Genomic DNA, 25,548 nt, shown 5'->3' with positions numbered 1-25,548 from the left:
CTGCCGTAGCGAAGTAACGCGACCGTAGCAACGCCCCCGTAGCGACACCGAAAGGACGTTCCCGCCATGACGACGGGCAGTTCCAGTACGAGCAGCGCCACCTCGGACGGCGGCGGAATCAGCACGTTCAGGGGGCAGGAGCGCGCCCTGCGCGCCGACCGCCTCGGCACCGGGGGCCTGCTGCTCTCCGTGCTCGCCGCGACCGCACCCCTCATGGTGGTCGCAGGTGTCATGCCCACCACATTCGCGGTGATGGGGATCGAGGGGCAGCCGCTGCTCTTCGTCCTCCTCGGTGTCGTCCTCGTCCTCTTCAGCGTCGGCTACGCCGAGATGAGCCGGCACGTCCACAACGCGGGCGCCTTCTACGCGTACATCTCCCGCGGCCTCGGCGGCACCGCCGGCGCGGCCGCGGCCCTGGTGGCGCTCGTCGCGTACAACGCCCTCCAGGTCGGCATCTACGGCATCTTCGGCTTCGAGGTCTCCGGGCTGTTCTCCACCTACGCCGACCTCCAAGTCGCCTGGTGGATACCGGCGTTGGTGGCTGTGCTCGCCGTCGGCGCGCTCGGCTGGCTGAAGATCGACGTCAACGCGCGCGTGCTCGGCGTCCTGCTGATCATCGAGGTCGCGCTGGTCGTCATCTTCGACATCGCGGCCGTCGCCGACCCGGCCAAGGAGGGCCTGTCCCTGCACGCCTTCAACCCGGACACCCTCAGCGGCGCCGGCGTCGGCACCGCCCTGTGCTTCTGCATCGCCGCGTTCCTCGGCTTCGAACAGGCCCCGGTGTACGCGGAGGAGACCAGCCGCCCGCACATCCTGGTGCCGCGCGTGATGTTCCTCGCCGTGGGCGGCGTCGCCGTGTTCTTCGCGCTCAGCTGCTGGGCGCTCACCGTCGCGACGGGACCCTCCCAGGTCGTCGGCGTCTCCCAGAAGCAGAGCGCCGGACTGCTCTTCTACCTCACCGAGTCCCGGCTCGGCGGCACCTTCACCGACGTGCTCCACGTCCTGTTCGTCACCGGCATGTTCGCGGCCATGCTCAGCTTCCACAACGTCGTCGCCCGCTACGCCTTCGCCATGGGCCGCGAGGGACTGCTGCCGTCCGCCTTCGGCCGTACGACGGGCTCCAGCGGCGCCCCCGGCACCGGCTCGCTGCTCCAGACCGCCGTGTCCGCCGTGATCGTGATCGCCTTCGCGATCGCCGACGACAAGCCCACCGGCGACCCCACCGCACCCGTCCTGCACCTGTTCACCTGGTTCGGCAACATCGGCGCCCTCGGCGTGATCCTGCTGATGGCCGCAGCCTCCCTCTCGGTGATCGTCTTCTTCGCCCGCCGCGGCGCGGCCAGCGCCCAGGCCTGGCGGCTGGTCACCTCCGCGCTGTCCGGCATCGCGCTCGTCGTCATCGCCGTCTACACGGTCAAGGACTTCGACGTCCTGGTCGGCGCGGGCCCCGACTCGTCCCTGAGCTGGCTCCTGCCCGGCATCATCGGCCTCGCCCTGCTCATCGGCCTGGCCCAGGGCCTGCTCCTGCGCTCCCGCAACCCCGAGGCACACGCCCGCATCGGGCTCGGCAACGAGGCGTTCCAGCTGGAGAAGGCGGCGGGGGAGACGCCGTAGAGACCTGCGGTCGCACCGGTCGTCGCACCTGTCGTTGAACTGTCGGTTCTGAGAAGCACGTAAGAAGTGGTTACGGAAGTCTGACGGGCACCCGCTATCCCTGGCCGCGCAGGGGTCGCGGGTGTTCGAATGACTACGTGAAATCTGAACAACCCGAGCCCGAGGGTGTGGAGAAGGCGGAGGGCCGGCCGCTCGGCCGCCGGGTCCTCCTGGGCACCCTCGGCCTGGGCGCCCTCGGAGTCGTCACCGCGCCCGCGCTGCAGAAGGGCATGGAGGGCTTCCTCGGTGCCGTCTCCGGCAAGGACCCCACCGGGCTGACCGGACTGCTCCCGAACGGCGGCGGCTTCCGCTACTACTCGGTCACCGCGTCCGTGCCGAACAAGAACGCCGAGAACTACCGGCTGACCGTCGACGGCCTGGTCGACAAGCCGACGTCCTACACCCTGGCCGACCTGCGGGCCATGCCACAGACCCGGATGGTCAAGGACGTCCAGTGCGTCACCGGCTGGCGGGTCCCCGGGACCCCCTTCGAGGGGGTGCGCCTGTCCCGGCTCCTGGACGCGGCGGGAGTGCGTGCCAAGGCCGGGGCGGTGCGCTTCACCTGCTTCGACGGCGCCTACACGGAGAGCCTCACCATCGAACAGGCCCGGCGCTCGGACATCCTGGTGGCGCTGCGCATGCAGGACAAGCCGCTCGGCCACGACCACGGCGGCCCGGTCCGCCTGTACGTGGCCCCCATGTACTTCTACAAGTCCGCCAAGTGGCTCTCCGGCATCACGGTCACCGAGCATGTGAAGCCCGGCTACTGGGAGGATCGGGGCTACGACGTCGACGCCTGGGTCGGCAAGTCGAACGGACGCGACGATGACCCTACGAGCTGAAGCCCACGCCCCGCAGACGGAGCCGTCGGCCCGCGTCCGCCGCTTCGGCCGCACCGAACGCTGGGTGCACCGGACCACGGCCCTGCTGATGGGCATCTGCGTGTTCACGGCGGCCTGCCTGTACATCCCGGCGTTCGCCGAACTGGTCGGCCGCCGTGACCTGGTCGTCCGCATCCACGAGTGCGCCGGACTCGCCCTCCCCGTGCCCGTCCTGATCGGCCTGGTCTCCCGCGGCTTCCGCGTCAACCTCGGTTTCCTCAACCGCTTCGGCCCGCACGACCGCGTCTGGCTGCGCGGCGCCCTGATGCGCGACAAACGCCGATCGGCGCGCCCGGCGGGCAAGTTCAACGCCGGCCAGAAGATCTACGCCAACTGGATCGCCGGCGCGACCCTGGTGATGCTCGGCACGGGCCTGCTGATGTGGTTCACCCACCTCACCCCGATCCAGTGGCGCACCAGCGCGACCTTCGTCCACGACTGGCTCGCCCTGACGATGGGCATCGTCCTCGGCGGCCACATCGGCATGGCGCTGGGCGACCCGGAGGCCAGGGCGGGCCTGCGCACGGGCTCGGTGAGCAGGGACTGGGCCAAACGCGAACACCCGCTGTGGAAGCCGTAGTTGAGGCCTTGGCTGTAGTGAGTGGCTGAGGCCTTGGGCGTCGTGCCGGTCGCCCTGCTCAGCCTCCGAAGTCCAGCAGCACCTTGCACGACCGGCTCCGGTCGGCCGCCAGCGCGAACGCCGACTCCGCCTCCCGCACCGGTACCACCGCACTGACCAGAGCGTCGAACGCGGGCTCCACGGCGAGGAGTTGAAGCGCGTCGTTGAACTCCGTGTCGAAGCGGAACGCCCCGCGCAGTTCGATCTCCCGGCTGACGACCAGGTTCCCCGCGAAGGGACTCTGCCCCGGCGGCAGCATCCCGAGCTGCACGACGACCCCGCCCCGCCGCACGAGCCGCAGACAGGTGTCGAGCCCGGCCGCCACTCCGGACGCCTCGATGGCGACGTCCACTTCGGACGGCCACCCGGGGTCGTCCAGGTCATCGGCCCGTACGACGGTGTCGGCGCCGGCCGCGGTGGCGTACCGAAGTGCCGCCGGGAGCAGGTCCGTTACCGTCACCTGGGCCGCGCCGGCCGCCTTCGCCGCCGCGACGACCAGGCAGCCGATCGGGCCCGCGCCGGTGACCAGCACATGGCGTCCGGTCACGTCCCCGGTGCGCCGTACGGCGTGCAGGGCGACGGAGAGCGGTTCGGCGAGGGCGGCCCGGCGCAGCTCCAGGCCCGCCGGAACCGGCCTCAACTGCTCGGCTGGGACGGTGACTTGGGCCGCGAAACCGCCCTGCACGTGCGGGAAACGGGCCGCGCTGCCCAGATACGCGGTGTCCCGGCACACGTTCCGGCGACCGTCCACGCACTCGGGGCACACCCCGCACGGCGTGGCCGGGTGCACGGCAACCGCCGTACCGGGGACGGGACCTGTGGCCCCGGGGCCGTAGGAGACGACCGTGCCGACCACCTCGTGGCCGAGCAGCATCGGTTCCTTGAGGTGGAAGTCGCCGACGCCGCCGTGGCGCCAGTAGTGGAGGTCGGAGCCGCAGACGCCGCCGTAGCGGACGGCGACCAGGGCCTGGCCGGGGCCGGGCTCCGGGACCGTCAACTCCTCGACCCTCAGGTCGTCCTGACCATGAATCACACAACCCAGCATGTCTGGACTCCCGTTCTCTACAGCACGCTCGTCATGCCGCCGTCGACGTAAAGGATCTGTCCGCTCACGAAGTCCGCCGCGGGCGACGCCAGGAACAGCACCCCGCCCACCAGGTCCTCCGTACGGCCCCAGCGGCCGGCCGGGGTCCGCTTGCGCACCCAGGCGCTGAACTCCTCGTCCTGGACGAGGGGTTGGGTCAGCTCGGTCTCGATGTAACCGGGGCCGAGACCGTTGACCTGCACGCCGCTCGGGCCCCAGTCCGCGCACATGCCCTTGGTGAGCATCTTCAACGCGCCCTTGGTGGCCGCGTACGGCGCGATGCCGGGGCGGACCACCTCGCTCTGCAGCGAGCAGATGTTGATGATCTTTCCGTGGCCCCGTTCCGTCATCCGGCGGGCCGCCTCGCGGCCGACCAGGAACGCGCTGGTGAGGTTGGTGTCGATGATGCGGTGCCAGTCGGAGTCGGTGAACTCCAGGAGCGGGGCGCGCAGTTGCATGCCCGCGTTGTTGACCAGGATGTCGAGCGGGCCGACCCGCTCCTCAACGTCCGCTATCCCGGCCGCGACTGACGGACCGTCGGTCACGTCGAAGGCGGCCGTGTGGACGTCACCGGACAGTCCGGCGGCGGCCTTGGTGAGGCGTTCGCCGTCCCGTCCGTTCAGGACGACCGTGCAGCCGGCCTCCAACAGGCCCTGGGCGAGGGCGAGTCCGATGCCCCGGCTGGAACCGGTGACCAGGGCCGTACGGCCACTGATGTCGAAAAGAGGATGACTCATTCCCGTACCCCTAGATGATCAGCGAGAGGAGGAGGACCAGTCCGCCCGCGACGACCGAGATGATCGTCTCCATGACGGACCAGGTCTTGAGGGTCTGGCCGACACTCAGACCGAAGTACTCCTTCACCAGCCAGAACCCGGCGTCGTTGACATGGCTGAAGAAGAGCGAGCCCGCGCCGATCGCCAGCACCAGCAGGGCGGTGTGGGCGCTCGACATGTCGGCGGCCAGCGGGGCGACCAGACCGGCCGCCGAGATCGTGGCCACCGTCGCCGAACCGGTCGCCAGCCGGATCGCCACCGCGATCAGCCAGGCCAGCAGCAGCGCCGGGATCGACCAGTCCTTGGAGATGTCCAGGATCATCTGGCCGACACCGGAGTCGATCAGCGTCTGCTTGAAACCGCCGCCCGCGCCGACGATGAGCAGGATGCCCGCGATCGGCATCAGGCCCTTCTCGACGGTCGTGGACAGCCGCTCCTTGGTGAAGCCCGCCGGGCGGCCCAGCGTGAACATGCCGACGATGACGGCCGCGAGGAGCGCGATCAGCGGGGAGCCGATGACGTCGAAGATGCGCTGCACGGTGTGCTCGGGGTCGTCGACGATGATGTCGACCAGTGCCTTGGAGAGCATCAGCACGACCGGCAGCAGGATCGTGGAGAGAGTCGCGCCGAAGCTCGGACGGTTCTCCAGGTCCTCGGACGGGCGGGCGGGGGTCATCCGCTCAGGGGCCTGGACGTCCACCCAGCGCACCGCGACCTTCGAGAACAGCGGGCCCGCGATGATCACGGTCGGGATCGCGACCAGCACGCCCAGCGCGAGGGTCAGACCGAGGTTGGCCTTGACGGCGTCGACGGCGACCAGCGGCCCGGGGTGCGGCGGAATGAGGCCGTGCATGACCGACAGGCCCGCGAGCGCCGGGATGCCGATCCGCATGAGCGAGTAGTTGCCGCGCTTGGCGACCATCAGCACGACCGGGATCAGCAGCACGATGCCGACCTCGAAGAACAGCGGCAGCCCGATCACCGAGGCGATCAGGACCATCGCCCACGGCATCGACCGGGGGCTCGCCTTCGCGAGGATCGTGTCGACGATCTGGTCCGCGCCGCCCGAGTCGGCGAGCAGCTTGCCGAGGATCGCGCCCAGCGCGATCAGCACACCCACACCGGCGACGGTCGAACCGAGCCCGGTGGTGAAGCTGGTGATGGCCTTGTCCAGCGGTGCCCCGGCGAACGCGCCGAGCGCGAGCGAGCCGATGGTCAGCGCCAGGAAGGCGTGCATCTTGAACTTGGTGATGAGCAGGACGATGACGGCGATGCCCGCCAGTACGGCGATGCCCAGCTGAGCGTGGCCGGCCGAGGTGATGGGCTCGACGGGGTCCGCTGCCAGCATCTCGACGCTGAGTCTGGTCACGGTGACTTCCTTGCGGATACGGGGAGTTGGGGGTGACAGGCGGTACTTAGGAGGTACTAGGCGGTACTTGAGGTACTAGGAGGTCGACTCGGGGACTTGCGCGAGCGCGGCCGTCGCCCGCTCGGCGATCTGCTCCGGGCTGCCGGTGACGTCCACGGCGACACCCGCCTCGTCCGCCTCCAGCGGCTGGAGCGTGGCGAACTGCGAGTCGAGCAGCGCGGTCGGCATGAAGTGCCCGTGCCGGTGCGCCATCCGGTCCTCGATGAGCGCGCGGTCACCGGTGAGGTGCACGAAGACGACGCCGGGAGCGGCGGCCCGCAGCCGGTCGCGGTACGACCGCTTCAGCGCCGAGCTGCTGACGACCCCGCCGAGCCCCGCGCGCCCGTGCGCCCAGGAACCGATGGCGTCCAGCCAGGGCCACCGGTCCTCGTCCGTCAGCGGGTGCCCGGCCGACATCTTGGCGATGTTGGCCTGCGGGTGGAAGTCGTCGCCCTCGGCGTACGGAACGCCGAGCCGGGCCGCGAGCAGGGGACCGATGGTGGTCTTCCCGGTGCCCGCTACGCCCATGACCACAACGACATGGGGGGTACGCATCGCTGCCTCACTGTCTCCGTCGACACCTGATGTCGATCCCACTGAAACCGATTAGGTACGACGAATTCAAGAGTCTGTGACATATAAGTCTGACTTTTTGGTTCCGTGATGCGACCCGTACGCTGAGTGCATGACCACTCCGGGCCGCGGGTTGCACGGCCGCGTACTCGACTCCCTCGGCCCCGCCATCACCGCGGGCGAGTACCCGCCGGGCAGTGTCCTGCGCACGGACGAGCTCGCCAAGGACTTCGAGGTCTCCCGCTCCGTGATGCGCGAGGCGGTCCGCGTCCTCGAATCCATGCACCTGGTCGAGTCCCGCCGCCGGGTGGGCGTCACGGTCCGCCCCAAGGCCGAGTGGAACGTCTACGACCCGCAGGTCATCCGCTGGCGCCTGGCCGGCGCCGACCGCCCGCAGCAACTGCGCTCGCTCACGGTGCTGCGCTCAGCGGTAGAGCCGATCGCGGCCGGCCTGGCTGCCAAATTCGCTACGGCGGAGCAGTGCGCGGAACTCACCGAGTGCGCGATCGGTATGGTCGCCAACTCGCGCGGCCACAAACTGGAGGCCTACCTCGTCCACGACGTGGCCTTCCACCGGGTGATCCTCACCGCCTCGGGCAACGAGATGTTCGCCCGCCTGGGCGACGTGGTCACCGAGGTCCTGGCGGGCCGCACCCACCACGAGGTCATGTTCGAGGACCCCGACCCGGCCGCCGTCACCCTCCACGTCCAGGTCGCGGAAGCGGTCCGCGAGGGCGACGCGCTCCGCGCGGAAACCCTGACCCGCGAGATCACGGTGGGCGCGCTTCAGGAACTGGACATCCTGGCCCCGTAGTTGACCTGGTCGCCCTAGTCCAGGAACTCCCCGTCGAGGTACACCCAGGCCCCGTCGACCCGCTCGAACCGGCTCCGCTCATGGATCGCGCCGCCCTTGTACGACGCCCGGAACGTCACGGTCCCCGCGGAGTGGAACGCCGATCCGCCACCCGTCTCCAGGATCTCCAGCCCGGTCCACCGCATTCCTGGGTCGAGACCGAGGGGCTCGGCGGGCCGTGTCCGGGGGTGCCAGGTGCGCAGCAGGTAGGGCGCGTCCAGCCGTACGAAGGCGGTGTAGCGGGAGCGCATCAGTGCCTCGGCGGTGGGGGCGGTTGTGGGGCCTGAGTGGTAGCGGCCGCAGCACTCTTCGTAGGGCTGGGGGAGGCCGCAGGGGCAGTTGGTGCGTGGGGTCATGGGCACATTGTGCCGGGGCTACGTTCGCGGGCGTTCGGGGGTGACGCGGAGCGGCAGCCGGACGTAGGCGTCCTCGGGCAGCCTCACCTCCTTGTCGCGGGTGAGCGTCGCGCAGGCCAGGAGCGGCAGCGGCTCGCCGCCGGCGGGGTCGGTGTCCTCGTACGCGGGTGCGGCACCGATGAACTCCACGAGGAGGGCGCCGGTGACCCGGGTCCCGATCTGCCGCACGAAGTTCGCCGGGAGCGTCCACTCGACTCCCTGGTGCAGGATCCCGCCGGGGCTGCGGTGCACTCGCTTGACGAACCACTCCTCGTCCCGCATCTGCGGTGCGCTGCGCGCCCTCAGGTGGGCCGCGGCGGACATCATCGCGTTGATCTCGGGAAAGCCGACCAGGTCCGCCGTGAGCTTGCCGGCGGCCTCCAGGGCGGGCCCGGCCGCCCGCAGGTCCCTGGCCAGGGTGTTCCGCCATGCCCGCTCGTCCTCCACCGGCGGCAGGTGGTACACGACGGCCTGGACGTCCTTCACCCGCCAGCCGCTCATGGCCGGGAACAGCAGCGTGACCTTCACGGACGGCGCTTCGTCCCCCGTGTACCCGAGCGACCACACGTAGAGATACCCGGTGAAAGGGCGTGCGGTGTCCGGTCCCGTGGCGAACATCTGCTCCAGCGGGACGGATTGCGGCTCGGTCTCCCCGTAGACCTCCAGCCACTCACCCGTCTCCGCGAACCCCCGGCCCCATGCGGCTGCCATGACCTCACCCCCGTGAAGTCACTTGATACTCCGTCAGTTCCCCACTCGCAACGGAGCCGACAACTCAGACCGCGATCCCCGTCTCCGCCGAAGGCATCGGCGGCAACGCCCCCCGGTACACCCACGCGTCGAAAAGCTGGTCCAACGGCTCGGACGTGAACCGGGACGCATGGGACGTGAACGTCGCGGTGGTCACCGTCCCGTTCCGGTGCTGGTTCGCCCACCCCCGCAGCATCCGGAAGAACGCGATGTCACCCAGCGCGCAGCGCACCGCGTGCACGGTGACCCCGCCGCGTTCGTAGAGCCGGTCGTCGAACATGGACTTGCGGCCGGGGTCGGCAAGCCGCAGATCCTGCGGCAGGGTGGACAGCAACCGGTGCGCGGCGGCGGCGTGTTGATGGGCCGTACGGCCGCCCGAGCGCTCGGACCACAGCCACTCCGCGTACTTGGCGAAGCCCTCGTTCAGCCAGATGTGGCGCCAGTCGGCGATGGAGACGCTGTTGCCGAACCACTGGTGGGCCAGCTCGTGCGCGACGAGCCGTTCCGAACCCCGGGCCCCGTCAACGTGGTTGGCGCCGAACAGCGACAACCCCTGTGCCTCGACGGGGACATCGAGTTCCTCTTCCGTCACCACGACCGCGTACTCGTCGAACGGGTAGGGCCCGAACAGCTCCTGGAACAGCTCCATCATCGCGGGCTGCCGCGCGAAGTCCCTTGAGAACTCCGGGAGTAGGTCGGAGGGGATGTGTCCATGCTGCGGGACCCCACCCAGACCCGGGTCTCCCAGCAACACCGTCTGGTACTTCCCGATCGACAACCCGACCAGATAACTCGACGTCGGCGCCGACTGCTCGTACACCCAAGTCGTGGTCGAAGCCTTGGTAGTTCGGGTCAGGAGCCGGCCGCCCGCCACCACCGCGTACGCCGACGGCGTGGTGATCGAGATCTGGTACGAGGCCTTGTCGGCGGGCCGGTCGTTGCACGGGTACCAGGACGGCGCCCCGATCGGCTGGCTCGCCACCAGCGCGCCGTCGGTCAGCTCCTCCCAGCCCAGGCCGCCCCAGGGGCTGGCGACCGGCTTGGGGTTGCCCGACCAGTGGACCTCCACGGTGAACGCGGCACCGGCCCGCAGCGGCTTCGCGGGCCGGACGCGCAACCGGCCGCCGCGGTGCGTGTAGTGCGGCTGGCGGCCGTCCACCCGGATCCGGCTGATCTTGAAGTCGCCCAGGTTCAGCTGGAATTCGGGCAGCGGCGCACGGCCCGCTATGGCGTTGATGCGCGCCGTGCCGGAGAGACGGTTGGGGCCGGGACGGTAGTCCAGCGCGAGCTCATAGCGGTGCACCCGGTAGCGGGCATCGCCGTTTGCCGGGAAATACGGGTCCGGACCCGCCGCCTGCTGAACGGTCACTGCTGCGTCTGCTCCCTGCGCTGTGCTCGTATCTCGTACCCGTGCACCGCCCTCCGAAGCCGACGCCGCGTGACCTGTGTTCAGGATCGCCATGACTCGATCGGATTGCCCAGCCAGCGGGTGTCGTCCGGGACGGACTCCGCCGCCATCACGAGCGACGCGGGACCCAGAGTGGTACGGGCCCCGACCACGCTGCCGGGCAGGACGATTCCGCCAGGACCCAGCGTCGCGCCCTCACGGAGGACCACAGTATCCGTCCGCAAGATCCGGTCGTGGAAGAGGTGGGTCTGGAGCACACAACCACGGTTCACTGTGGACGCGTCCTCCAGGGTCACCAGATCGGTCTCCGGCAGCCAGTAACTCTCCACCCAGACACCCTTGCCGATGTGCGCCCCGAGCCCGCGCAGCCAGGCCGTCAGCACCGGAGTACCCGGCACCGAACCGGCCAGCCACGGCACGGCCACGACCTCGACGAAGGTGTCCGCCAGCTCGTTGCGCCACACGTAACCGCTCCACAGCGGGTGCTCGGCACCGCGATGCCGACCCACGAGGGTCCACTTGGCCACGATCGAGATCAGCCCGGCCAGCGCACCGACGGCCAGCAGCACGAGCCCCGACAGCAGCGGCGCCCACACCCCCAGCGCGCACAGCGCGGCCACCGTCAGCACGGCAAGACCGGCCGAGCAGAACACCGGCACGATCCGGCACAGCTCCACGAGACCGCGCGCCCACAGCAGCTTGGCCGGCGGGTCGTACGTCCGGCTCTGGTCGCCACCGCTCGTGCTGCGCGGCAGCTTCACCGGCGGCAGCCCCAGGTACGACGTGCCCTTCTTCGCCTTCTTCGGCGTCGCCGACAACACCCCGACGAGCCCGCCGTCCGGCACGCTCCGCCCGGGCGCGGTCATCCCGGAGTTCCCCAGGAACGCCCGCCGCCCGATCTCGGCCCGCCCGATGTGCACCCAGCCACCGCCGAGTTCGTACGGCGCGGTCAACGTGTCGTCGGCCAGGAACGCACCCTCGCCGACGGTCGTCAGGCTCGGCAGCGCGAGCACGGTCGACACCTCGGCGCCCCGCCCGATCTTCATCCCGAGCAGCCGCAGCCACACCGGCGTGGCCAGCCCGGCGTACAGCGGGAACAGGGTCTCGCGGGAGAGGTCCATCAACTGCGTGACCGTCCACGCCTGCCAGCCGATCCGGCTGTGCGTCGGGTGCGTACCCTCACGCAGCCCCAGGCTGAGCAGCCGTACACCGATCAGGATCAGCAGCGCGTACGTCAGGCCGAAGGCCAGCGTCGCCGGGACCAGCGCGACCGCCGCACCCCGCAGGGCCTCGCCGAGACCGTCGCCGGGCGCGATGAACGCGCTCGCCACCAGTAGCGCTACGGCGCCGGAGACCACCGGCAGCATGGTGAGCGCGAAGCCCGTCATGCCGTACATCACACGCCAGTACGTGCCCCGCTGCGGGCGCTCCTTGGGCCAGTTGCGCTTGGCCTTGCCGAGCTTGACCGCGGGCGCGCCCGCCCAGCGCTGGCCGGTCGGGACCGTGCCGGTGACGGCCGAACCCGGCGCCACCTCGGCCCGCTTGCCCACCCGGGCGCCGGGGAACAGCATGCTGCGCGTGCCGACGACGGCGTGCGCGCCGACCTTGACCGGGCCGATCTCCAGGCGGTCGCCGTCCAGCCAGTAGCCGGACAGGTCCACCTCGGACTCGACCGCGGCACCGCGGCCCATCTTGAGCATGCCGGTGACCGGCGGGAGGGAGTGCAGATCGACGTCCGGGCCGATCTTGGCGCCGAGGGCACGTGCGTACCGCTCCAGCCAGGAGCCGGTCAGTGAGGTCGCCCCGCTGAACTCGGCCAGCCGCTCCGCCGCCCACAGCCGCAGATGGACGCTGCCACCGCGGTCGTAGCGACCCGGCTTCACGCCACGCAGCAGCAGCCGCGCACCGCCCGCGGCGAGCGCGAGCCGCCCGGGAGGGCTGAACAGCAGCAGCGCGCCGGCGCCGACCAGCCACCAGGACGCGGTCGGCAGCCACGCGTAGCCGGACAGGACATTGCCGAGCGCGGCCAGTGCCACCGTCCAGCGGAGGCCGACCAGGGTGAACAGGGGGACCAGCGCGAGGAGTTGGACCACCTTGGCGCGGGTCGGCACCGGGGCGATTACGCGCGCGGTGCCGTCGCCCTGCGCCGAGTCTTCGAGGTGGCGGGCCAACTTGCGCAGCGTCGGCTGCTGGTAGATGTCGAGGACGGCAGCGCTCGGGTAACGGGTGCGCAGCCGCGTCGTCAACTGCGCGGCGGCCAGGCTGCTTCCGCCGATCGCGAAGAAGTCGTCGGCCGCGCTGCCCACGGGGATGCCGAGCACCTCGGTCCACTGCTCGGCGAGCCAGGCCTCCGTGCCGTAGAGCTGCTCCTTGGCGCCGGCGGTCTCCAGGCCTTCGAGCGGCCAGGGCAGCGCGTTGCGGTCGACCTTGCCGGAGGTGCGGGTCGGGAGGTCCTCGACCGGCGCGATCAACGGCACGAGGGCGGCGGGCAGTTCGGCCCGCAGCTTCTCGACGGCGGCGGCCTGGTCCCAGCCCTCCTGGGTGACGACATAGCCGACGAGGAGCTGGTTGCCGCTGCGCGCGGTGCGTACGGCGGCGGCTGCGCCGGCCACTCCGGGGAGTGCCTGGAGGGCCGCGTCGACCTCGCCGAGTTCGATCCGGCGCCCGCCGAGCTTGATCTGCTCGTCGGCCCGGCCCAGGAAGATCAGGCCCTCGGGCTCGGCCTTGACCAAGTCACCACTGCGGTACGCCCGTTCCCAGCCGAGCGATTCGAGGGGCGCGTACTTCTCGGCGTCCTTCTCGGGGTCGAGATAGCGGGCGAGACCGACCCCGCCGATCACCAACTGCCCACTGCCGCCCATCGGTACGGGCACCCCGGCCTCGTCGACGACGGCCAACTCCCAGCCGTTCAGGGGGAGTCCGATACGGATCGGCTCGTCGCCGGTCATCAGGGAGGCGCAGGCGACGACGGTCGCCTCGGTCGGTCCGTACGTGTTCCAGACCTCGCGGCCCTCGGTGACCAGCCGCTGCACCAGCTCGGGCGGGCAGGCCTCACCGCCGAAGATCAGCAGGCGTACGTCGTTCAGCGCTTCGGGCTCCCAGAGGGAGGCAAGGGTCGGCACGGTCGAGACGACGCTGATGTCCTGCTCGACCAGCCAGGGGCCGAGGTCGGCGCCGCTGCGCACCTGCGAGCGCGGCACCGGCACCAGACAGGCGCCGTAGCGCCAGGCCAGCCACATCTCCTCGCAGGACGCGTCGAAGGCGACGGACAGCCCCGCCATGACCCTGTCACCCGGACCGATGGGGTCCTCGGTGAGGAACAGCGCGGCCTCGGCGTCCACGAAGGCCGCCGCGCTGCGGTGCGTGACGGCGACGCCCTTGGGCTTGCCGGTGGAGCCGGAGGTGAAGATGATCCACGCGTCCTGCTCGACACCGGGCCGGGCGGCCGGAACGTCACTGTGCCCGAGGACGGTCAGGGCGTGCTCGGCGCCGATGACGGCGCGGACGTCGGCCTCGCCGAAGACCAGCTCGGCGCGCTCGTCGGGGTCCTCGGCGTCGACGGGGACGTAGGCGGCACCGGCGGCGAGTACGGCGAGGATCGCGATGTAGAGGTCGTTGGTCCCGGACGGGACGCGCACGCCGACCCGGTCACCGAGGCCGACACCGGCCGCGGCCAGGGTGCGGCGCAGGGTCTCCACCTCGACGGCCAGCGCACGGTAGGTGAGGCGGACGGTGCCGTCGTCCAGGGCGAGCTCGTCGGGATACGACCGCACCGACGCGTCGAGAATGTCGACAAGGGTGCGGGCCGAGGCTGCCGGAGCCGCGGAAAAACGTGCCGTATCGCCGAACTGTGTGCGGATCTCTTCGTCAAGCCCGAGAGCACTGCTCTCGTGTATGGCTGCCATCGGTCCTCGCGTCTCGAACCCGGAAACATCCGGGGTGCTGGCGGGCCCGCAGGTATGCCTGGGGTTGTCCAGCTCCAGCTCCGTTCCGTAACAAGCCGGAAATTTTAGTACGACGCTAGGCTCCGGGCCTGCCGACGGCCACTCGGGGCGGCCGAACGGAGGCGCTCCGTGAGCGTGCGACAACGCTCTGACCTGGTGATCTTCAGGCCGAAGGAGACATCCCCCACAAATGCGGCGAGGGCCGCGACCCAGAGGTCGCGGCCCTCGCCTGCGATGTGTCCGAGGGGGGACTTGAACCCCCACGCCCGATAAAGGGCACTAGCACCTCAAGCTAGCGCGTCTGCCATTCCGCCACCCGGACAAGGTGTTTGTCGCGCGTGGTTTCCCCGCGGCGACGAAGGAAACATTACCAGGCTTCCAGGGGTGGCCGATCACCCCCTGTTCCCGCTCGCGTCCCGCGTGAACGGCGTGTGACGGGCCGGGACCGCCCTTGGGGTGCGGCGGGATGGGGAGAGAGGATGGGGGAGGACCACCAGCAGTGACAGTGGGAGGAAGCAGCGTGAGCGACACGGACACGGCCAGGGGCGTCACCGGCGAGGACGAGGTCGTGGACCTCTGCCGCGAGCTGATCCGGATCGACACCAGCAACTACGGCGACCACTCGGGCCCCGGGGAGCGCAAGGCGGCCGAGTACGTCGCCGAGCAGCTCGCCGAGGTGGGCCTCGAACCCAAGATCTTCGAGTCGCACCCGGGACGCGCGTCCACGGTGGCCCGGATCGAGGGCACGGACCCCTCCCGGCCCGCGCTCCTCATCCACGGCCACCTGGACGTCGTACCGGCGAACGCGGCGGACTGGACCCACCACCCCTTCTCCGGCGAGGTCGCGGACGGGTGCGTGTGGGGGCGCGGCGCCGTCGACATGAAGGACATGGACGCGATGACCCTGGCGGTCGTCCGCGACCGGCTGCGCAGCGGGCGCAGGCCCCCGCGCGACATCGTGCTCGCGTTCCTCGCCGACGAGGAGGCGGGCGGCACGTACGGTGCGCGGCACCTCGTCGACAACCACCGCGAGCTGTTCGAGGGCGTCACCGAGGGCATCAGCGAGGTCGGCGGGTTCTCGTTCACGGTGAGCGAGGAGCGGCGGCTCTATCTGATCCAGACGGCCGAGAAGGGCATGCACTGGATGAAGCTGACCGTGGCCGGCACCGCCGGGCACGGGTCGATGATCCACCGCGACAACGCGATCACCGAGCTGTCGGAGGCGGTCGCCCGGATCGGCCGGCACAAGTTCCCGGTGCGGGTCACCAAGACGACGCGCGCCTTCCTCGACGAACTCGGCGACGCGCTCGGCACCCCGCTCGACCCCGAGGACATGGAGGCCACGCTCAAGCGGCTCGGCGGCATCGCCAAGCTCATCGGCGCGACGCTGAGCAACACCGCCAACCCGACGCAGCTGAACGCCGGTTACAAGGTCAACGTCATCCCCGGCGAGGCCACCGCGAACGTCGACGGGCGGTTCCTGCCCGGGTACAAGGAGGAGTTCTTCGCCGACCTCGACCGGATTCTCGGGCCGAACGTGAAGCGTGAGGGCGTCCACTCCGACAAGGCCCTGGAGACCACCTTCGACGGGCCACTGGTCGAGGCCATGCAGTCCTCGCTGCTCGCCGAGGACCCGACCGCGAAGGCGATCCCGTACATGCTCTCCGGCGGTACGGACGCCAAGTCCTTCGACGACCTGGGCATCCGGGGCTTCGGCTTCGCGCCGCTCAAGCTGCCGCCGGAGCTGGACTTCGCGGGCATGTTCCACGGGGTCGACGAGCGGGTGCCGGTGGAGGGGCTGAAGTTCGGGGTGCGGGTGCTGGACCGGTTCATCGACGCGTCCTGAAGTCGGGTCCTGAGGTCAGGTCCTGAAACCGTGTCCTGAAACACCGGTCGACGTCGGTTGACGCCGGAATTCGACCGCGCGTACGGAAGCCACTGGGACGGGTGAATGTGCTCATAAGCTCGTAGCTCCATTACTCCCTCCTCGTTACAGGTGATGCGATCGGCAACACGAGATCGCTTTTGCCAACAAGGAGGAATAATGATCAAGAAGGTCGTCGCCGCTGCGGCTGCCACCGGTGGCCTGGTTCTCGCGGGTGCGGGTCTGGCCGTCGCCGACTCGGGCGCTCAGGGTGCCGCTGTGCACTCCCCGGGTGTCGTTTCCGGCAACGTCATCCAGGTTCCCGTGCACGTCCCGGTGAACGTGTGCGGCAACACGATCTCGGTGATCGGTCTGCTGAACCCCGCCTTCGGCAACACCTGCGTCAACAAGTGACGTCGTCCCTCTGAGGGGTGACCACATCCTCGGCCCCGGAGCGCGCGCCATGCGCTCCGGGGCCGACGGTCATTGTGCGAGAAATCGCGCGAGGAATTCAGTCAGGATTGAAGGCAGGGGGGAATTCAGCAATGCGACAGGTCACTCGAAAGAGCTTGATGACCGTGGCGGCCGCGACCGGGGTGATCGCCGCCGCGGGCGGTGTCGCCCACGCCGACTCGGGCGCCGCGGGCTCCAGTTCGGAATCGGCCGGCGTACTGTCCGGCAACACCGTGCAGGCACCGGTGCATGTGCCGGTCAACGTCTGCGGCAACACCGTGAACGTGGTGGGGATCCTCAACCCGGCGGTCGGCAACAAGTGCGCCAATCCGGGTGGGGGCGGCGGAAGCGGTCACGGCAGCGGCGGCGGACACGGTTCGCCGGGAGGCCACGGCTCGACCGGCGGGTACGGGGACTCCGGTGGTTACGGCGGGTCGGGCGGACACGGCGGTTCCGGCGGCCAGGGGGCGCACGGCGGCTCAGGGGGCTCGCACGCCGGCGGACACGCCTCGAACTCGCCCGGTGTCGGCTCCGGCAACCACGTCCAGGTACCCGTCGACGTACCGGTGAACGTCTGCGGCAACAGCATCGACGTCATCGGCATCGGCAACGCCGTCACCGGCAACGACTGTGCCAACGGGGGGAGTTGGAACGGCGGCGGCCATGACCACGGGACGCCTCCGGGGGGTGGCGGGCACCACGGGGGTGGACATCACGGTGGCGGACATGACCACGGGACCCCTCCGGGCGGCGGCGGTCATCACGGCGGCGGTCACCACGGGACGCCTCCGGGCGAGGGCCATCACGGTCACCACCCGGGCGGTGGTCATCACCACGGCACGCCTCCCGGTCACGGCGGCCACCACGGCACGCCCCCGGGCGGCGGTCACGGGACCACCCCGCCCGGAACGCCGGGTCACCCCGGGACCCCGAGCCACCCGGGCACGCCCACCCACCCCACCTCACCGGGCACCTCGCCGATCAAGGGCGTTCACGCACCGACCGGTTCCGCGCACGTGACCCAGCCCGGCGCGCAGTCCGCGGTCCAGACCCCGGGCGGCGCCCAGCTCGCGCACACCGGCAGCGAACTGCCGCTCGGCCTCGCCCTGCCGGTCGGCGCGGGCGCGCTGCTCGCGGGCGCGGTGCTGTACCGCAAGGCGCGGGCCTCGGTGTGACTCCCGGGCACATGTGACTCGGAACATGTGATCTGCGCAACGGAGGGGCCCCGCACCGTCGGGGCCCGCTCCGTTGCGTCCGGCTCAGCTCACCACGTGGCGCGCACCTGGCGGATGATCCGCCGGCGCAGCCGCACCCTGCGACTGCCGTCGCGCAGCAGGCTCAGTCGGTCCAATTCCCAGTGTCCGTACTCGGCATGGTCCGTCAGCAGACGTGTGGCGTCCTTGCGGGAGACCCCGCGCGGTACGTACACGTCGACAAATTCGTATTCCGGCATCGCATCTATTGTGCGGGCAGAGCCCCGGTACGGATAGCGTCTGCACTATGTCTGATGCTGCGCAGCCCACCGCTGCCGAGGTACGCGCCGCCGCCGAGGCGGTCAAGACCGCGCTCGACCGCCACCTGGCCGCGGTCGAAGCCCGGTCGGGGGAGGACGACCCGGCCGTCTACGAGGCGTTCAACCAGCTCGCCGCGGCCGCCGAGGTCTACGACGAGCTGCTCTACGACCGTTATGACGAGGTCACGCCTTTCGAGATCCCCGGTACTGACGACTCCCTGCCGCCGTACACCGGCCCCGAGGAGCCGAACGCGGTGAGCGTGTTGATCCGCCGGGACTACGCCGTGGCGGAGCCGCAGCGGCTGCTGGCCCAGGCGCAGCGGGTCGAGGCGGCGGTCGGCGACGGCACGGGCACGGAGGCCTCCGGCACGATCCACGGTGCGCTCGGCATCCTCTTCGACGAGTTCGAGGCGGACGAGATCGCCTCCCGGCCCAAGGAGTTCGGGCTGGAGGAGGGCGACTCCACGCTGTGGGTGACCGCCGCCGACGAGACGGCCGAACCCGGTGCCTGGCTGGAGGCCCCCTTCGAGGGCGTCGACCCGCAGCGGGTGGTGTGCCGCTTCGACGTCAGCGCGGTCTTCGACGACGAGATCAACGACGAGATCGACGACATCGACGAGGTGGACGAGGCCGAGGACGAACTCGATCCCGACCTGGACGCCGATCTCGACGAGGACGAGGACCTGGAGGCGCTGGAAGCGGACCGCTGATCCGCACCGCGCCCGGCTGTTGCGACAAAGACGGCGGCGGTCGCCGAGGGACTGACTCCCTCGGCGACCGCCGCCGTCCGTCGTCCGTGTCGTCCGGGCTCAGACCCCCGCCGGGACCTGCGGCCGCAGCAGCACCTGCAACCGGGTCGTGCGCGGCTTGGCCGGGACCTCGGCGACGGCCCGGGGCAGCGCCTGGTCCACGCCGTGCACCACGGACAGATGACGGTCGGCCCGGCTGAACGCCGTGTACACCCACGGCCGGTTGAGCGCCTGCGCCGCGTCCCCGGGCAGCACCACGACCACCGCGGGCCACCGCACCCCCACGGCCTGGTGCGCGGTCAGCGCCCACCCGTGCCGCACGGACTGCTCGACCCGCTCCTTCGGTACGACGACGGGGCCGCCGGCGCAGGCCAGGTGCAGCCCCTCGGCGTCGGCGTTCACCACCCGGCCGGGAACCGTACGGCCCGGGGCGGGGGAGTAGGCGATCCGGTCGCCGGGGTCGAAGCCGCCGAAGCGGCCGGGGCCGGGGTTGAGTCGCTCCTTCAGTGCCACGTTGAGGGCACGGGTGCCGGCCGCGCCGCCGTGGCCCGGCGTGATCACCACCGTCTGCTCGGCCGGGACGCCGATCACGCGCGGCACCGAGTCGGCGACGAGCTGCACGGTCCGGTGCACGGCCTCACCGGCGTCCCGCACCGGCACGATCACGACTTCCTTGCCCGGGGCTTCCACCTGGTTCAGCTCACCGATGCCGATGCCCGAGACCAGTTCGCCCACGGGACCGAGGTCAGGCCGCCGTGAGACGACCTGGGGGCAGGCCTTCGACGCGAGCAGATCCGCGAAGACCCGCCCGGCACCCGCCGACCACAACACCGCCGGATCCCCGGCCAGCATCAGCCGAGCCCCGTCCGGCAGCGACTCACTGACCAACGCCGCCGTCTCGACGTCCAGTTGAGGCGCGTCGAGCACGACGAGCAGATCGAGGTCCAGGGCACCGTCCGCGTCCCGCCCAGGGCCTTCGGCACCGGACAGCAGTCCGGCGACGGTGGCGGCACGGGCGCCGTCATCCGGGGCGGGGCTGTCCGGCGCGCCGCCCTCCGGCTCGCCGGACGCGGTACCCGCAGCCGACCCTGCCAGCAACGCGGCGAACCGGTCCCGGCCCACCGGACTGTGGGTGGCGGCCCAGGCGCGCAGCCCGAAACCCGCCGCCGCGCGGAGCAGTGCCGCCGGTTCCTCCAGGGACGCCTCCCCGCCGGTGTGGAGGACCAGGCCGTGTCCCGCGACCGCGCGGATCAGCTCGCCGGTGGACCCCTTGGCGGCACCGGCCCGCTCCCAGTCCGCCGCCGAACCGTCCTCCTTCGGCACCGAGTTGATCAGCTTGGCGAATCCCTCGGCGAGGCTCTCCTCGGCGAGCGCGTACCGCTCCAGGCCGATCAGCACGCGGACCGGACGCTCCTCGGCCTCCGTGTCCTCGTCGGACGCGTCGTCCGTGCGCTGCACCGGGACCGCGGGCTCGTCCAACGCGTCCTGGAAGACCAGCACTTCACCCTCGGCGATGGCGTCCTGCGTCGCCGCGTCCGGGTCGGGCACGCCCTGCTTGGCCAGCGCGGCCGTCAACGCCGATGCCTCCAGGGCCGTATGCCCGGCCAGAGCCGCCTGCTCCAGGAGCCAGCCGATGACCGCGCGTCCCCGCCGCTCGTCGTCCGGCGCGTACTCGGCACCGAGCAGCGCCCGCGCGAACCCGTCGGCCTGCTCGGGCCGTACCCCCGGGACCCGCAGCAACTGCCAAGGGTCCTCGCGGAGTTGGTCGTCCCCGCCCTCGCCGAGCGCCGCCGCGACCTGGGCCGCGAGCGTCTCGGGCGCACCGCCCTCGGCCAGCACGAGCCGTACGGACTCGACGGTCTCGGTCGCGGGGGCGCCGGGCTCGGTCGGGACAGGCTGTGGCTGTCGCACCGCTTCCGGGGCGGCGGGCCGGCGCGGGGTGGGTTCCGGCTTGGCGAGGGGGGTGGTCACGGGCTTCTCGCCTCTCTCCACGGCCCGTACCGCCGCGAGCAGATCGGCGGCCGTACCGCTGAGCTTGGTCCCGGCCACGATGGGCCCGGCCTTCTCCGCCTTCCGCCGCTCGATCCGCTCCCGCTCCAGTTTCTGGGCCAGCAACTCGGCGGCGGCCTCGGACAGTTCGGGAGCGGCGGCCTCGGCCTTGACCTCACCGGTGCCGTCGGTGCCGTCGGTGTCTTCTGCGGCCGGGTCCTCACCGGTGCTCTCGGTGCCCTCAGGAGTCGTGCCCTCGGCGCCTCCCTCGGCGTCCGCGGTCACATCCTGCCCCGCGCCCTCGGCGCCCTCCCCGGCGTCCGTGCCCGTGTCCTCGGCCGGCGAGGTCTCCGTGGTCTCCGGGTCCGTGCTCACAGCGTGCTCCAGTCGTGATCGGGATAGCGGTGCAGAGGCGCCGACACATCGTCGAGCGCTCGGCAGATCTCGTCAGGAAGACTAAGGGCCTCCACTGACAATGCGGCCGTGAGCTGGTGCGCGTTGCGCGCGCCGACGATCGGGGCGGCCACCCCGGGCCGGTCGCGGACCCAGGCGAGGGCGACCTGGAGGGGCGTCACGGCGAGCCCGTCCGCGGCGATGGTCACCGCGTCCACGATGCGGGTCGCCGTGTCGTCGAGGTACGGCGCGACGAAGGGCGCCATGTGCTCCGAGGCGCCGCGCGAGTCGGCCGGGGTCGCGTGCCGGTACTTGCCGGTGAGGACCCCGCGCCCGAGCGGCGAGGAGGGCAGCAGCCCGATGCCCAGGTCGAGCGCGGCCGGCAGCACCTCGCGCTCCACGCCGCGCTGCAGCAGCGAGTACTCCAGCTGCGTGCTCGCCAGCCGCGTGCGCGTGCCCGGTGCCGCCAACTGCCAGGTCGCCGCCTTGGCCAGCTGCCAGCCGCAGTAGTTCGAGACGCCCGCGTAGCGCGCCCGCCCGCTGCTGACCGCCAGGTCCAGGGCCTGGAGCGTCTCCTCCAGCGGGGTGAACGGGTCGAAGCCGTGGATGTGCCACACGTCGACGTAGTCCGTGCCGAGGCGGGCCAGCGAGGCGTCCAGCGCGGCGAGCAGATGACCGCGCGAGCCGTCGAAGCGGCGGTCGGGGTCGGGTACGCTCCCCGCCTTCGTCGAGATGACCAGGTCCCGGCGCGGCACGAGCCCCTCTATGAGCTGTCCGAGCAGGTACTCGGCCTCCCCGTCGCCGTACACGTCCGCCGTGTCGACGAGGGTGCCGCCGGCCTCCCAGAACGCCTTCAAGAGGTCCGCGGCGTCATGCTCGTCGGTGTCGCGCCCCCACGTGAGGGTGCCGAGTCCGATCCGGGACACACGAAGGCCGGTACGGCCGAGATGCCTCTGCTCCATGAACGCCGAGATTACTGGCCTGAACCTGCGGTGTGGTGGCCTGTGGATAACCGATTTCCACGATGATCCACAGTCCCTCGCACGGCACGCTCCGTGATCACTCACCGGCACCCGTCCTGTCCGCCCGGACCGCCGCGCGCTAGGGTCGGCACAACAGCGACGTTACTGATCGGTAAGGGGTCTGCCATGCAGCTCGGGATCAACCTCGGCTACTGGGGTGCCGGAATGGACGGCGACAATCTCGCCGTGGCGCAGGAGGCCGACCGGCTCGGCTACTCGGTGTGCTGGGCCGCCGAGGCCTACGGCTCCGACGCGGCCACGGTGCTCACCTGGGTCGCCGCGCAGACCGAGCGCATCGACGTCGGCTCGGCCATCTTCCAGATCCCGGCCCGCCAGCCCGCGATGACCGCGATGACCGCCGCGACCCTCGACTCCCTCTCCGGCGGCCGCTTCCGCCTCGGTATCGGCGTCTCGGGCCCGCAGGTCTCCGAGGGCTGGTACGGCGTCAAGTTCGACAAGCCGCTGGCACGCACGCGTGAGTACGTCGAGATCGTCCGGAAGGCGATGACCCGCGAGCGCCTGTCGTACGACGGCGAGCACTGGACGCTGCCGCTGCCCGGCGGCCCGGGCAAGCCCCTCAAGCTGACCGTGCACCCGGAGCGCGAGCACATCCCGCTCTACATCGCGGCGATCGGCCCGAAGAACCTGGAGCAGACCGGCGAGATCGCCGACGGAGCGCTGCTCATCTTCCCGTCCGCCGAGCACCTGGAGGACACCGCCATCAGGCACCTGCGGGCCGGGCGCGAGAAGGCGGGGAAGACCCTCGAAGGCTTCGACATCGTCCCGACGGTCCCGCTCGCCTTCGGCGAGGACAAGGACGTCGAGAAGCTCGCCGACACCTTCCGCCCGTACACCGCGCTGTACGTCGGCGGCATGGGCAGTCGGCAGCAGAACTTCTACAACAAGCTGGCCCAGCGCATGGGCTTCGAGGCGGCCGCCGCCGAGATCCAGGACAAGTACCTGGCCGGCGACAAGGAAGGCGCCGCGGCCGCCATCCCGCACGACCTGATCGACAAGACGGCGCTGCTAGGTTCCGTGGACCGCATCGCGGACCGGATGAAGGAGTACGCGGCGGCCGGTGTCACCACCCTGACGCTCTCCCCGGCGGGCTGGACCCTGGAGGAGCGGATCGCCGCCCTCCGCGCCGGAACCGAGGCACTGGAGCGCGCGGGTCTCGCGTGACGCGGCTCTGCCGTACGGAAGTTTTCTACGGCCGTGGTGGGGGCTCGGGGGGTCTTCCCCGCCACGGCCGTCACGGGGAACAACGCGTGGCGGCCCGTGCGGTTACGCCCTCGACGGGACATCCGTAGTCCTCCTTTTGGCGGAGTTGTCCGACACTGCTGTTGCAGCACCTCTGACGTCGCATTTGACTCGTTCTTTGCGGAATGCGGCGGAATCCTGCATGGAGGTGCGTTCAGATGCTGTCGGCCAAGAGCCTGTTCCAGGAGATCCTCGACAACGACGAGTCGTTCCGGCTGTTCTGCTCCATCGCGGCCAGCGGCGAGTCCCAGGGCGGCTGGGAGAACGGGCGCATCGCCGTGCTCGTCCCGTCGGCCGAACGCGACCTCGCCCCCAAGATCAGCCGGCACGGCGCCGACGAGGACAAGCACGGGCGCATTTTCAACGCCCTTCTAAAGAAGCGCGGCCTCGCCCCCGTCCGGGTGCCCGCCGACACCGACTACACGATGCTCCTGGAGCGGCACGGCATCGGTCTCGCGCACGAGAAGCTCAAGGGCGAGACGGCGCTGACCGTCCAGGACGTCGTCACCTACCTCGCGCACAGCCGGGTCACCGAACAGCGCGCCTCCGAGCAGATGGACCTGCTGCGCAGGCACTTCGCCGACCACCCCGACCTCGGCCGCGCGGTACGGATGATCTCGAACGACGAGGACAACCACCTCGCCTACTGCCACGAGGAGTTGCTGCGCTTCGCGGCCGCCGGACACGGCCGTGCCATCCAACGGACGCTGCGGGATTGCGCGTTGGCGGAGATCCGGATCTACCGGGACGTCAGCCTCGCGGTGACGGCCCACATGGGACGCGTCCTCGGCTGGCCGCGGGCCAAGTCGGCCGCGCTCGCCGCGGGCATCCACGCCGTGTACGCGTACGAACGGCTCGGCGGCTGGCGGCGGATGGTGTCCCTGAGGATGCCGGAACGGCGCGACGCCCTCGGCGGACCGGCCACCGCGGCACCCGAGTTCGCATGAGGGTCACAGCCACCCGCGCCGCTTGAACGTCCGGTACAGCAGCACCTCCAGGGCGGCCATCAGCAGGATCACCGCCGGGTACCCCCACAGCCAGTGCAGCTCCGGCATGTGGTCGAAGTTCATGCCGTAGATCCCCGCGATCATCGTGGGGACCGCGGCCATGGCGGCCCAGCCGGAGATCTTCCGCATGTCGTCGTTCTGCCGGACGCCGGTCTGCGCGAGATGCGCCGACAGGACGTCCGAGACCAGCCGGTCCAGGCCCTCCACGGACTCGTTGACCTTCATCAGGTGGTCGTTCACGTCACGGAAGAACGGCCGCGACTTGTCGTTCACGAACGGCACCCGGTCCCCGGCGAGCCCGACGCCCGCGAGCCGGGCCAGGGGCTGCGCGAGCGGTCCGGTGGCGCGGCGGAACTCCAGGATCTGCCGCTTGAAGTCGTAGATCCGCGACGCCGTGGTCCGCGAGCCGCCGCCGGTCGGCGAGAACACCGCCGCCTCCAGCTCCTCCAGGTCGGTCTGCAACTCGCCCGCCACGTCCACGTAGTGGTCGACCACGGCGTCCGCGATCGAGTACAGCACAGCCGTGGGCCCGTGCCGCAGCATCTCCGGCTCCTCCTCAAGCCGGTGCCGTACGGCCGCCAGCGGGGCCTCCTCGCCGTGCCGGACGGTCACTACGAAGGAGTCGCCCACGAAGACCATGACCTCGCCGGAGGTGACCACGTCGCTGTCCGCCTCGTAGCCCACGGGCTTGAGGACCACGAACAGCGAGTCGTCGTAGACCTCCAGCTTGGGGCGTTGATGCGCGGTCAGAGCGTCCTCGACGGCCAGCGGGTGCAGGGCGAACTCCTGGGTGACGCGGTCGAACTCCTTCTCCGTGGGCTCGTAGAGGCCGATCCAGACGAAGGCGTCACCCACGCGACGGCAGTGGTCCAGGCCGTCGGAGAAGTCGCCGGGCCCCTCCGCCCGGCGTCCGTCACGGTAGATGGCGTAGTCGACGATCACGGTGCGTATTCT

22 protein-coding genes and 1 tRNA gene are annotated in these 25,548 nt (G+C 70.9%); 10 read left to right on the top strand and 13 right to left on the bottom strand.

Annotated elements, in window-relative coordinates:
- Positions 1 to 66 precede the first annotated feature (66 nt).
- The 3 genes from OG496_RS15075 (at position 67) to OG496_RS15065 (ending at position 3,114) form a co-directional block, all read left to right on the top strand.
- Positions 67 to 1,614: an APC family permease gene (locus tag OG496_RS15075; RefSeq protein ID WP_405971203.1), complete on the top strand. Its 1,548-nt coding sequence runs from the start codon at positions 67 to 69 to the stop codon at positions 1,612 to 1,614.
- A 137-nt stretch (positions 1,615 to 1,751) separates the two neighbouring features.
- Positions 1,752 to 2,495 (top strand): molybdopterin-dependent oxidoreductase, encoded by a 744-nt coding sequence (locus OG496_RS15070; RefSeq protein ID WP_366499302.1) that lies wholly within the window; start codon positions 1,752 to 1,754, stop codon positions 2,493 to 2,495.
- Positions 2,479 to 3,114 carry a cytochrome b/b6 domain-containing protein gene (locus tag OG496_RS15065; RefSeq protein WP_366499303.1) on the top strand — a complete coding sequence of 212 codons (636 nt, stop codon included), beginning with the start codon at positions 2,479 to 2,481 and terminating at the stop codon, positions 3,112 to 3,114. The genes OG496_RS15070 and OG496_RS15065 overlap by 17 nt, the downstream gene beginning before the upstream one ends.
- 58 nt (positions 3,115 to 3,172) lie before the next feature.
- Here OG496_RS15065 and OG496_RS15060 read toward each other — a convergent pair whose 3' ends face one another.
- The 4 genes from OG496_RS15060 to OG496_RS15045 all read right to left on the bottom strand — a co-directional run bounded on the left by OG496_RS15060 (position 3,173) and on the right by OG496_RS15045 (position 6,976).
- A complete protein-coding gene (locus OG496_RS15060; protein ID WP_405971202.1) occupies positions 3,173 to 4,198 on the bottom strand; it encodes an L-idonate 5-dehydrogenase in 1,026 nt (341 codons plus the stop codon).
- Between the two features lie 17 nt (positions 4,199 to 4,215).
- Complete coding sequence (locus OG496_RS15055; protein ID WP_405971201.1) at positions 4,216 to 4,974, bottom strand: SDR family oxidoreductase; 759 nt, start codon at positions 4,972 to 4,974, stop codon at positions 4,216 to 4,218.
- A gap of 10 nt (positions 4,975 to 4,984) precedes the next feature.
- A complete protein-coding gene (locus tag OG496_RS15050) occupies positions 4,985 to 6,382 on the bottom strand; it encodes a gluconate:H+ symporter (RefSeq protein ID WP_405971200.1) in 1,398 nt (465 codons plus the stop codon).
- Positions 6,383 to 6,457: 75 nt separating this feature from the next.
- A complete protein-coding gene (locus OG496_RS15045; RefSeq protein WP_405971199.1) occupies positions 6,458 to 6,976 on the bottom strand; it encodes a gluconokinase in 519 nt (172 codons plus the stop codon).
- Between the two features lie 130 nt (positions 6,977 to 7,106).
- On the opposite strand from OG496_RS15045, the gene OG496_RS15040 reads away from it, so the two are divergent.
- Positions 7,107 to 7,808, top strand: coding sequence for a FadR/GntR family transcriptional regulator (locus OG496_RS15040; RefSeq protein WP_328684331.1), 702 nt, complete (start codon positions 7,107 to 7,109; stop codon positions 7,806 to 7,808).
- Between the two features lie 14 nt (positions 7,809 to 7,822).
- Here the strand turns inward: OG496_RS15040 and OG496_RS15035 are convergent, their stop codons facing one another.
- From OG496_RS15035 to OG496_RS15015, 5 genes are all read right to left on the bottom strand, one after another.
- Positions 7,823 to 8,203 (bottom strand): YchJ family protein, encoded by a 381-nt coding sequence (locus OG496_RS15035; protein WP_405971198.1) that lies wholly within the window; start codon positions 8,201 to 8,203, stop codon positions 7,823 to 7,825.
- An 18-nt stretch (positions 8,204 to 8,221) separates the two neighbouring features.
- Positions 8,222 to 8,953, bottom strand: a complete 732-nt coding sequence (locus OG496_RS15030; protein WP_405971197.1) for a hypothetical protein — start codon at positions 8,951 to 8,953, stop codon at positions 8,222 to 8,224.
- A gap of 64 nt (positions 8,954 to 9,017) precedes the next feature.
- Positions 9,018 to 10,361: a M1 family metallopeptidase gene (locus tag OG496_RS15025; RefSeq protein WP_405971196.1), complete on the bottom strand. Its 1,344-nt coding sequence runs from the start codon at positions 10,359 to 10,361 to the stop codon at positions 9,018 to 9,020.
- An 80-nt stretch (positions 10,362 to 10,441) separates the two neighbouring features.
- On the bottom strand, positions 10,442 to 14,305 hold the full coding sequence (locus OG496_RS15020) for a Pls/PosA family non-ribosomal peptide synthetase (protein WP_405971195.1): 3,864 nt from the start codon (positions 14,303 to 14,305) through the stop codon (positions 10,442 to 10,444).
- A 276-nt stretch (positions 14,306 to 14,581) separates the two neighbouring features.
- A tRNA-Leu gene (locus tag OG496_RS15015) sits at positions 14,582 to 14,666 on the bottom strand.
- 198 nt (positions 14,667 to 14,864) lie between these two features.
- Between OG496_RS15015 and OG496_RS15010 the strand changes: the two genes are divergently transcribed.
- From OG496_RS15010 to OG496_RS15000, 3 genes are all read left to right on the top strand, one after another.
- On the top strand, positions 14,865 to 16,190 hold the full coding sequence (locus OG496_RS15010; RefSeq protein ID WP_405971194.1) for a M20/M25/M40 family metallo-hydrolase: 1,326 nt from the start codon (positions 14,865 to 14,867) through the stop codon (positions 16,188 to 16,190).
- 198 nt (positions 16,191 to 16,388) lie between these two features.
- On the top strand, positions 16,389 to 16,622 hold the full coding sequence (gene chpH / locus OG496_RS15005) for a chaplin ChpH (RefSeq protein ID WP_019059153.1): 234 nt from the start codon (positions 16,389 to 16,391) through the stop codon (positions 16,620 to 16,622).
- A gap of 131 nt (positions 16,623 to 16,753) precedes the next feature.
- Positions 16,754 to 17,836: a chaplin gene (locus tag OG496_RS15000; protein WP_405971193.1), complete on the top strand. Its 1,083-nt coding sequence runs from the start codon at positions 16,754 to 16,756 to the stop codon at positions 17,834 to 17,836.
- A gap of 89 nt (positions 17,837 to 17,925) precedes the next feature.
- Here the strand turns inward: OG496_RS15000 and OG496_RS14995 are convergent, their stop codons facing one another.
- Complete coding sequence (locus OG496_RS14995) at positions 17,926 to 18,114, bottom strand: DUF5703 family protein (protein WP_005485166.1); 189 nt, start codon at positions 18,112 to 18,114, stop codon at positions 17,926 to 17,928.
- A gap of 47 nt (positions 18,115 to 18,161) precedes the next feature.
- Here OG496_RS14995 and OG496_RS14990 point away from each other — a divergent pair, with 47 nt between their 5' ends.
- Positions 18,162 to 18,884, top strand: coding sequence for a hypothetical protein (locus OG496_RS14990; protein ID WP_405971192.1), 723 nt, complete (start codon positions 18,162 to 18,164; stop codon positions 18,882 to 18,884).
- A 99-nt stretch (positions 18,885 to 18,983) separates the two neighbouring features.
- Here OG496_RS14990 and OG496_RS14985 read toward each other — a convergent pair whose 3' ends face one another.
- Together OG496_RS14985 and OG496_RS14980 are read right to left on the bottom strand one after the other, a co-directional pair.
- On the bottom strand, positions 18,984 to 21,287 hold the full coding sequence (locus OG496_RS14985; protein ID WP_405971191.1) for a helix-hairpin-helix domain-containing protein: 2,304 nt from the start codon (positions 21,285 to 21,287) through the stop codon (positions 18,984 to 18,986).
- On the bottom strand, positions 21,284 to 22,267 hold the full coding sequence (locus tag OG496_RS14980) for an aldo/keto reductase (RefSeq protein ID WP_366499316.1): 984 nt from the start codon (positions 22,265 to 22,267) through the stop codon (positions 21,284 to 21,286). Before OG496_RS14980 ends, OG496_RS14985 begins: the two co-directional genes overlap by 4 nt.
- A 186-nt stretch (positions 22,268 to 22,453) precedes the next feature.
- On the opposite strand from OG496_RS14980, the gene OG496_RS14975 reads away from it, so the two are divergent.
- The gene (locus tag OG496_RS14975; RefSeq protein WP_366499317.1) at positions 22,454 to 23,509 is read left to right on the top strand and encodes an LLM class F420-dependent oxidoreductase; all 1,056 of its coding nucleotides are present in this window, start codon (positions 22,454 to 22,456) and stop codon (positions 23,507 to 23,509) included.
- A gap of 236 nt (positions 23,510 to 23,745) precedes the next feature.
- Positions 23,746 to 24,534 carry a ferritin-like domain-containing protein gene (locus OG496_RS14970; protein WP_405971190.1) on the top strand — a complete coding sequence of 263 codons (789 nt, stop codon included), beginning with the start codon at positions 23,746 to 23,748 and terminating at the stop codon, positions 24,532 to 24,534.
- Between the two features lie 3 nt (positions 24,535 to 24,537).
- Here OG496_RS14970 and corA read toward each other — a convergent pair whose 3' ends face one another.
- Positions 24,538 to 25,536: a magnesium/cobalt transporter CorA gene (gene corA, locus OG496_RS14965; RefSeq protein ID WP_405971189.1), complete on the bottom strand. Its 999-nt coding sequence runs from the start codon at positions 25,534 to 25,536 to the stop codon at positions 24,538 to 24,540.
- Positions 25,537 to 25,548 lie beyond the last annotated feature (12 nt).

It is taken from the genome of Streptomyces sp. NBC_00988 (assembly GCF_045162645.1).
Classification (GTDB): Bacteria; Actinomycetota; Actinomycetes; order Streptomycetales; family Streptomycetaceae; genus Streptomyces.
This window is presented reverse-complemented; position numbering and strand designations above follow the sequence as displayed.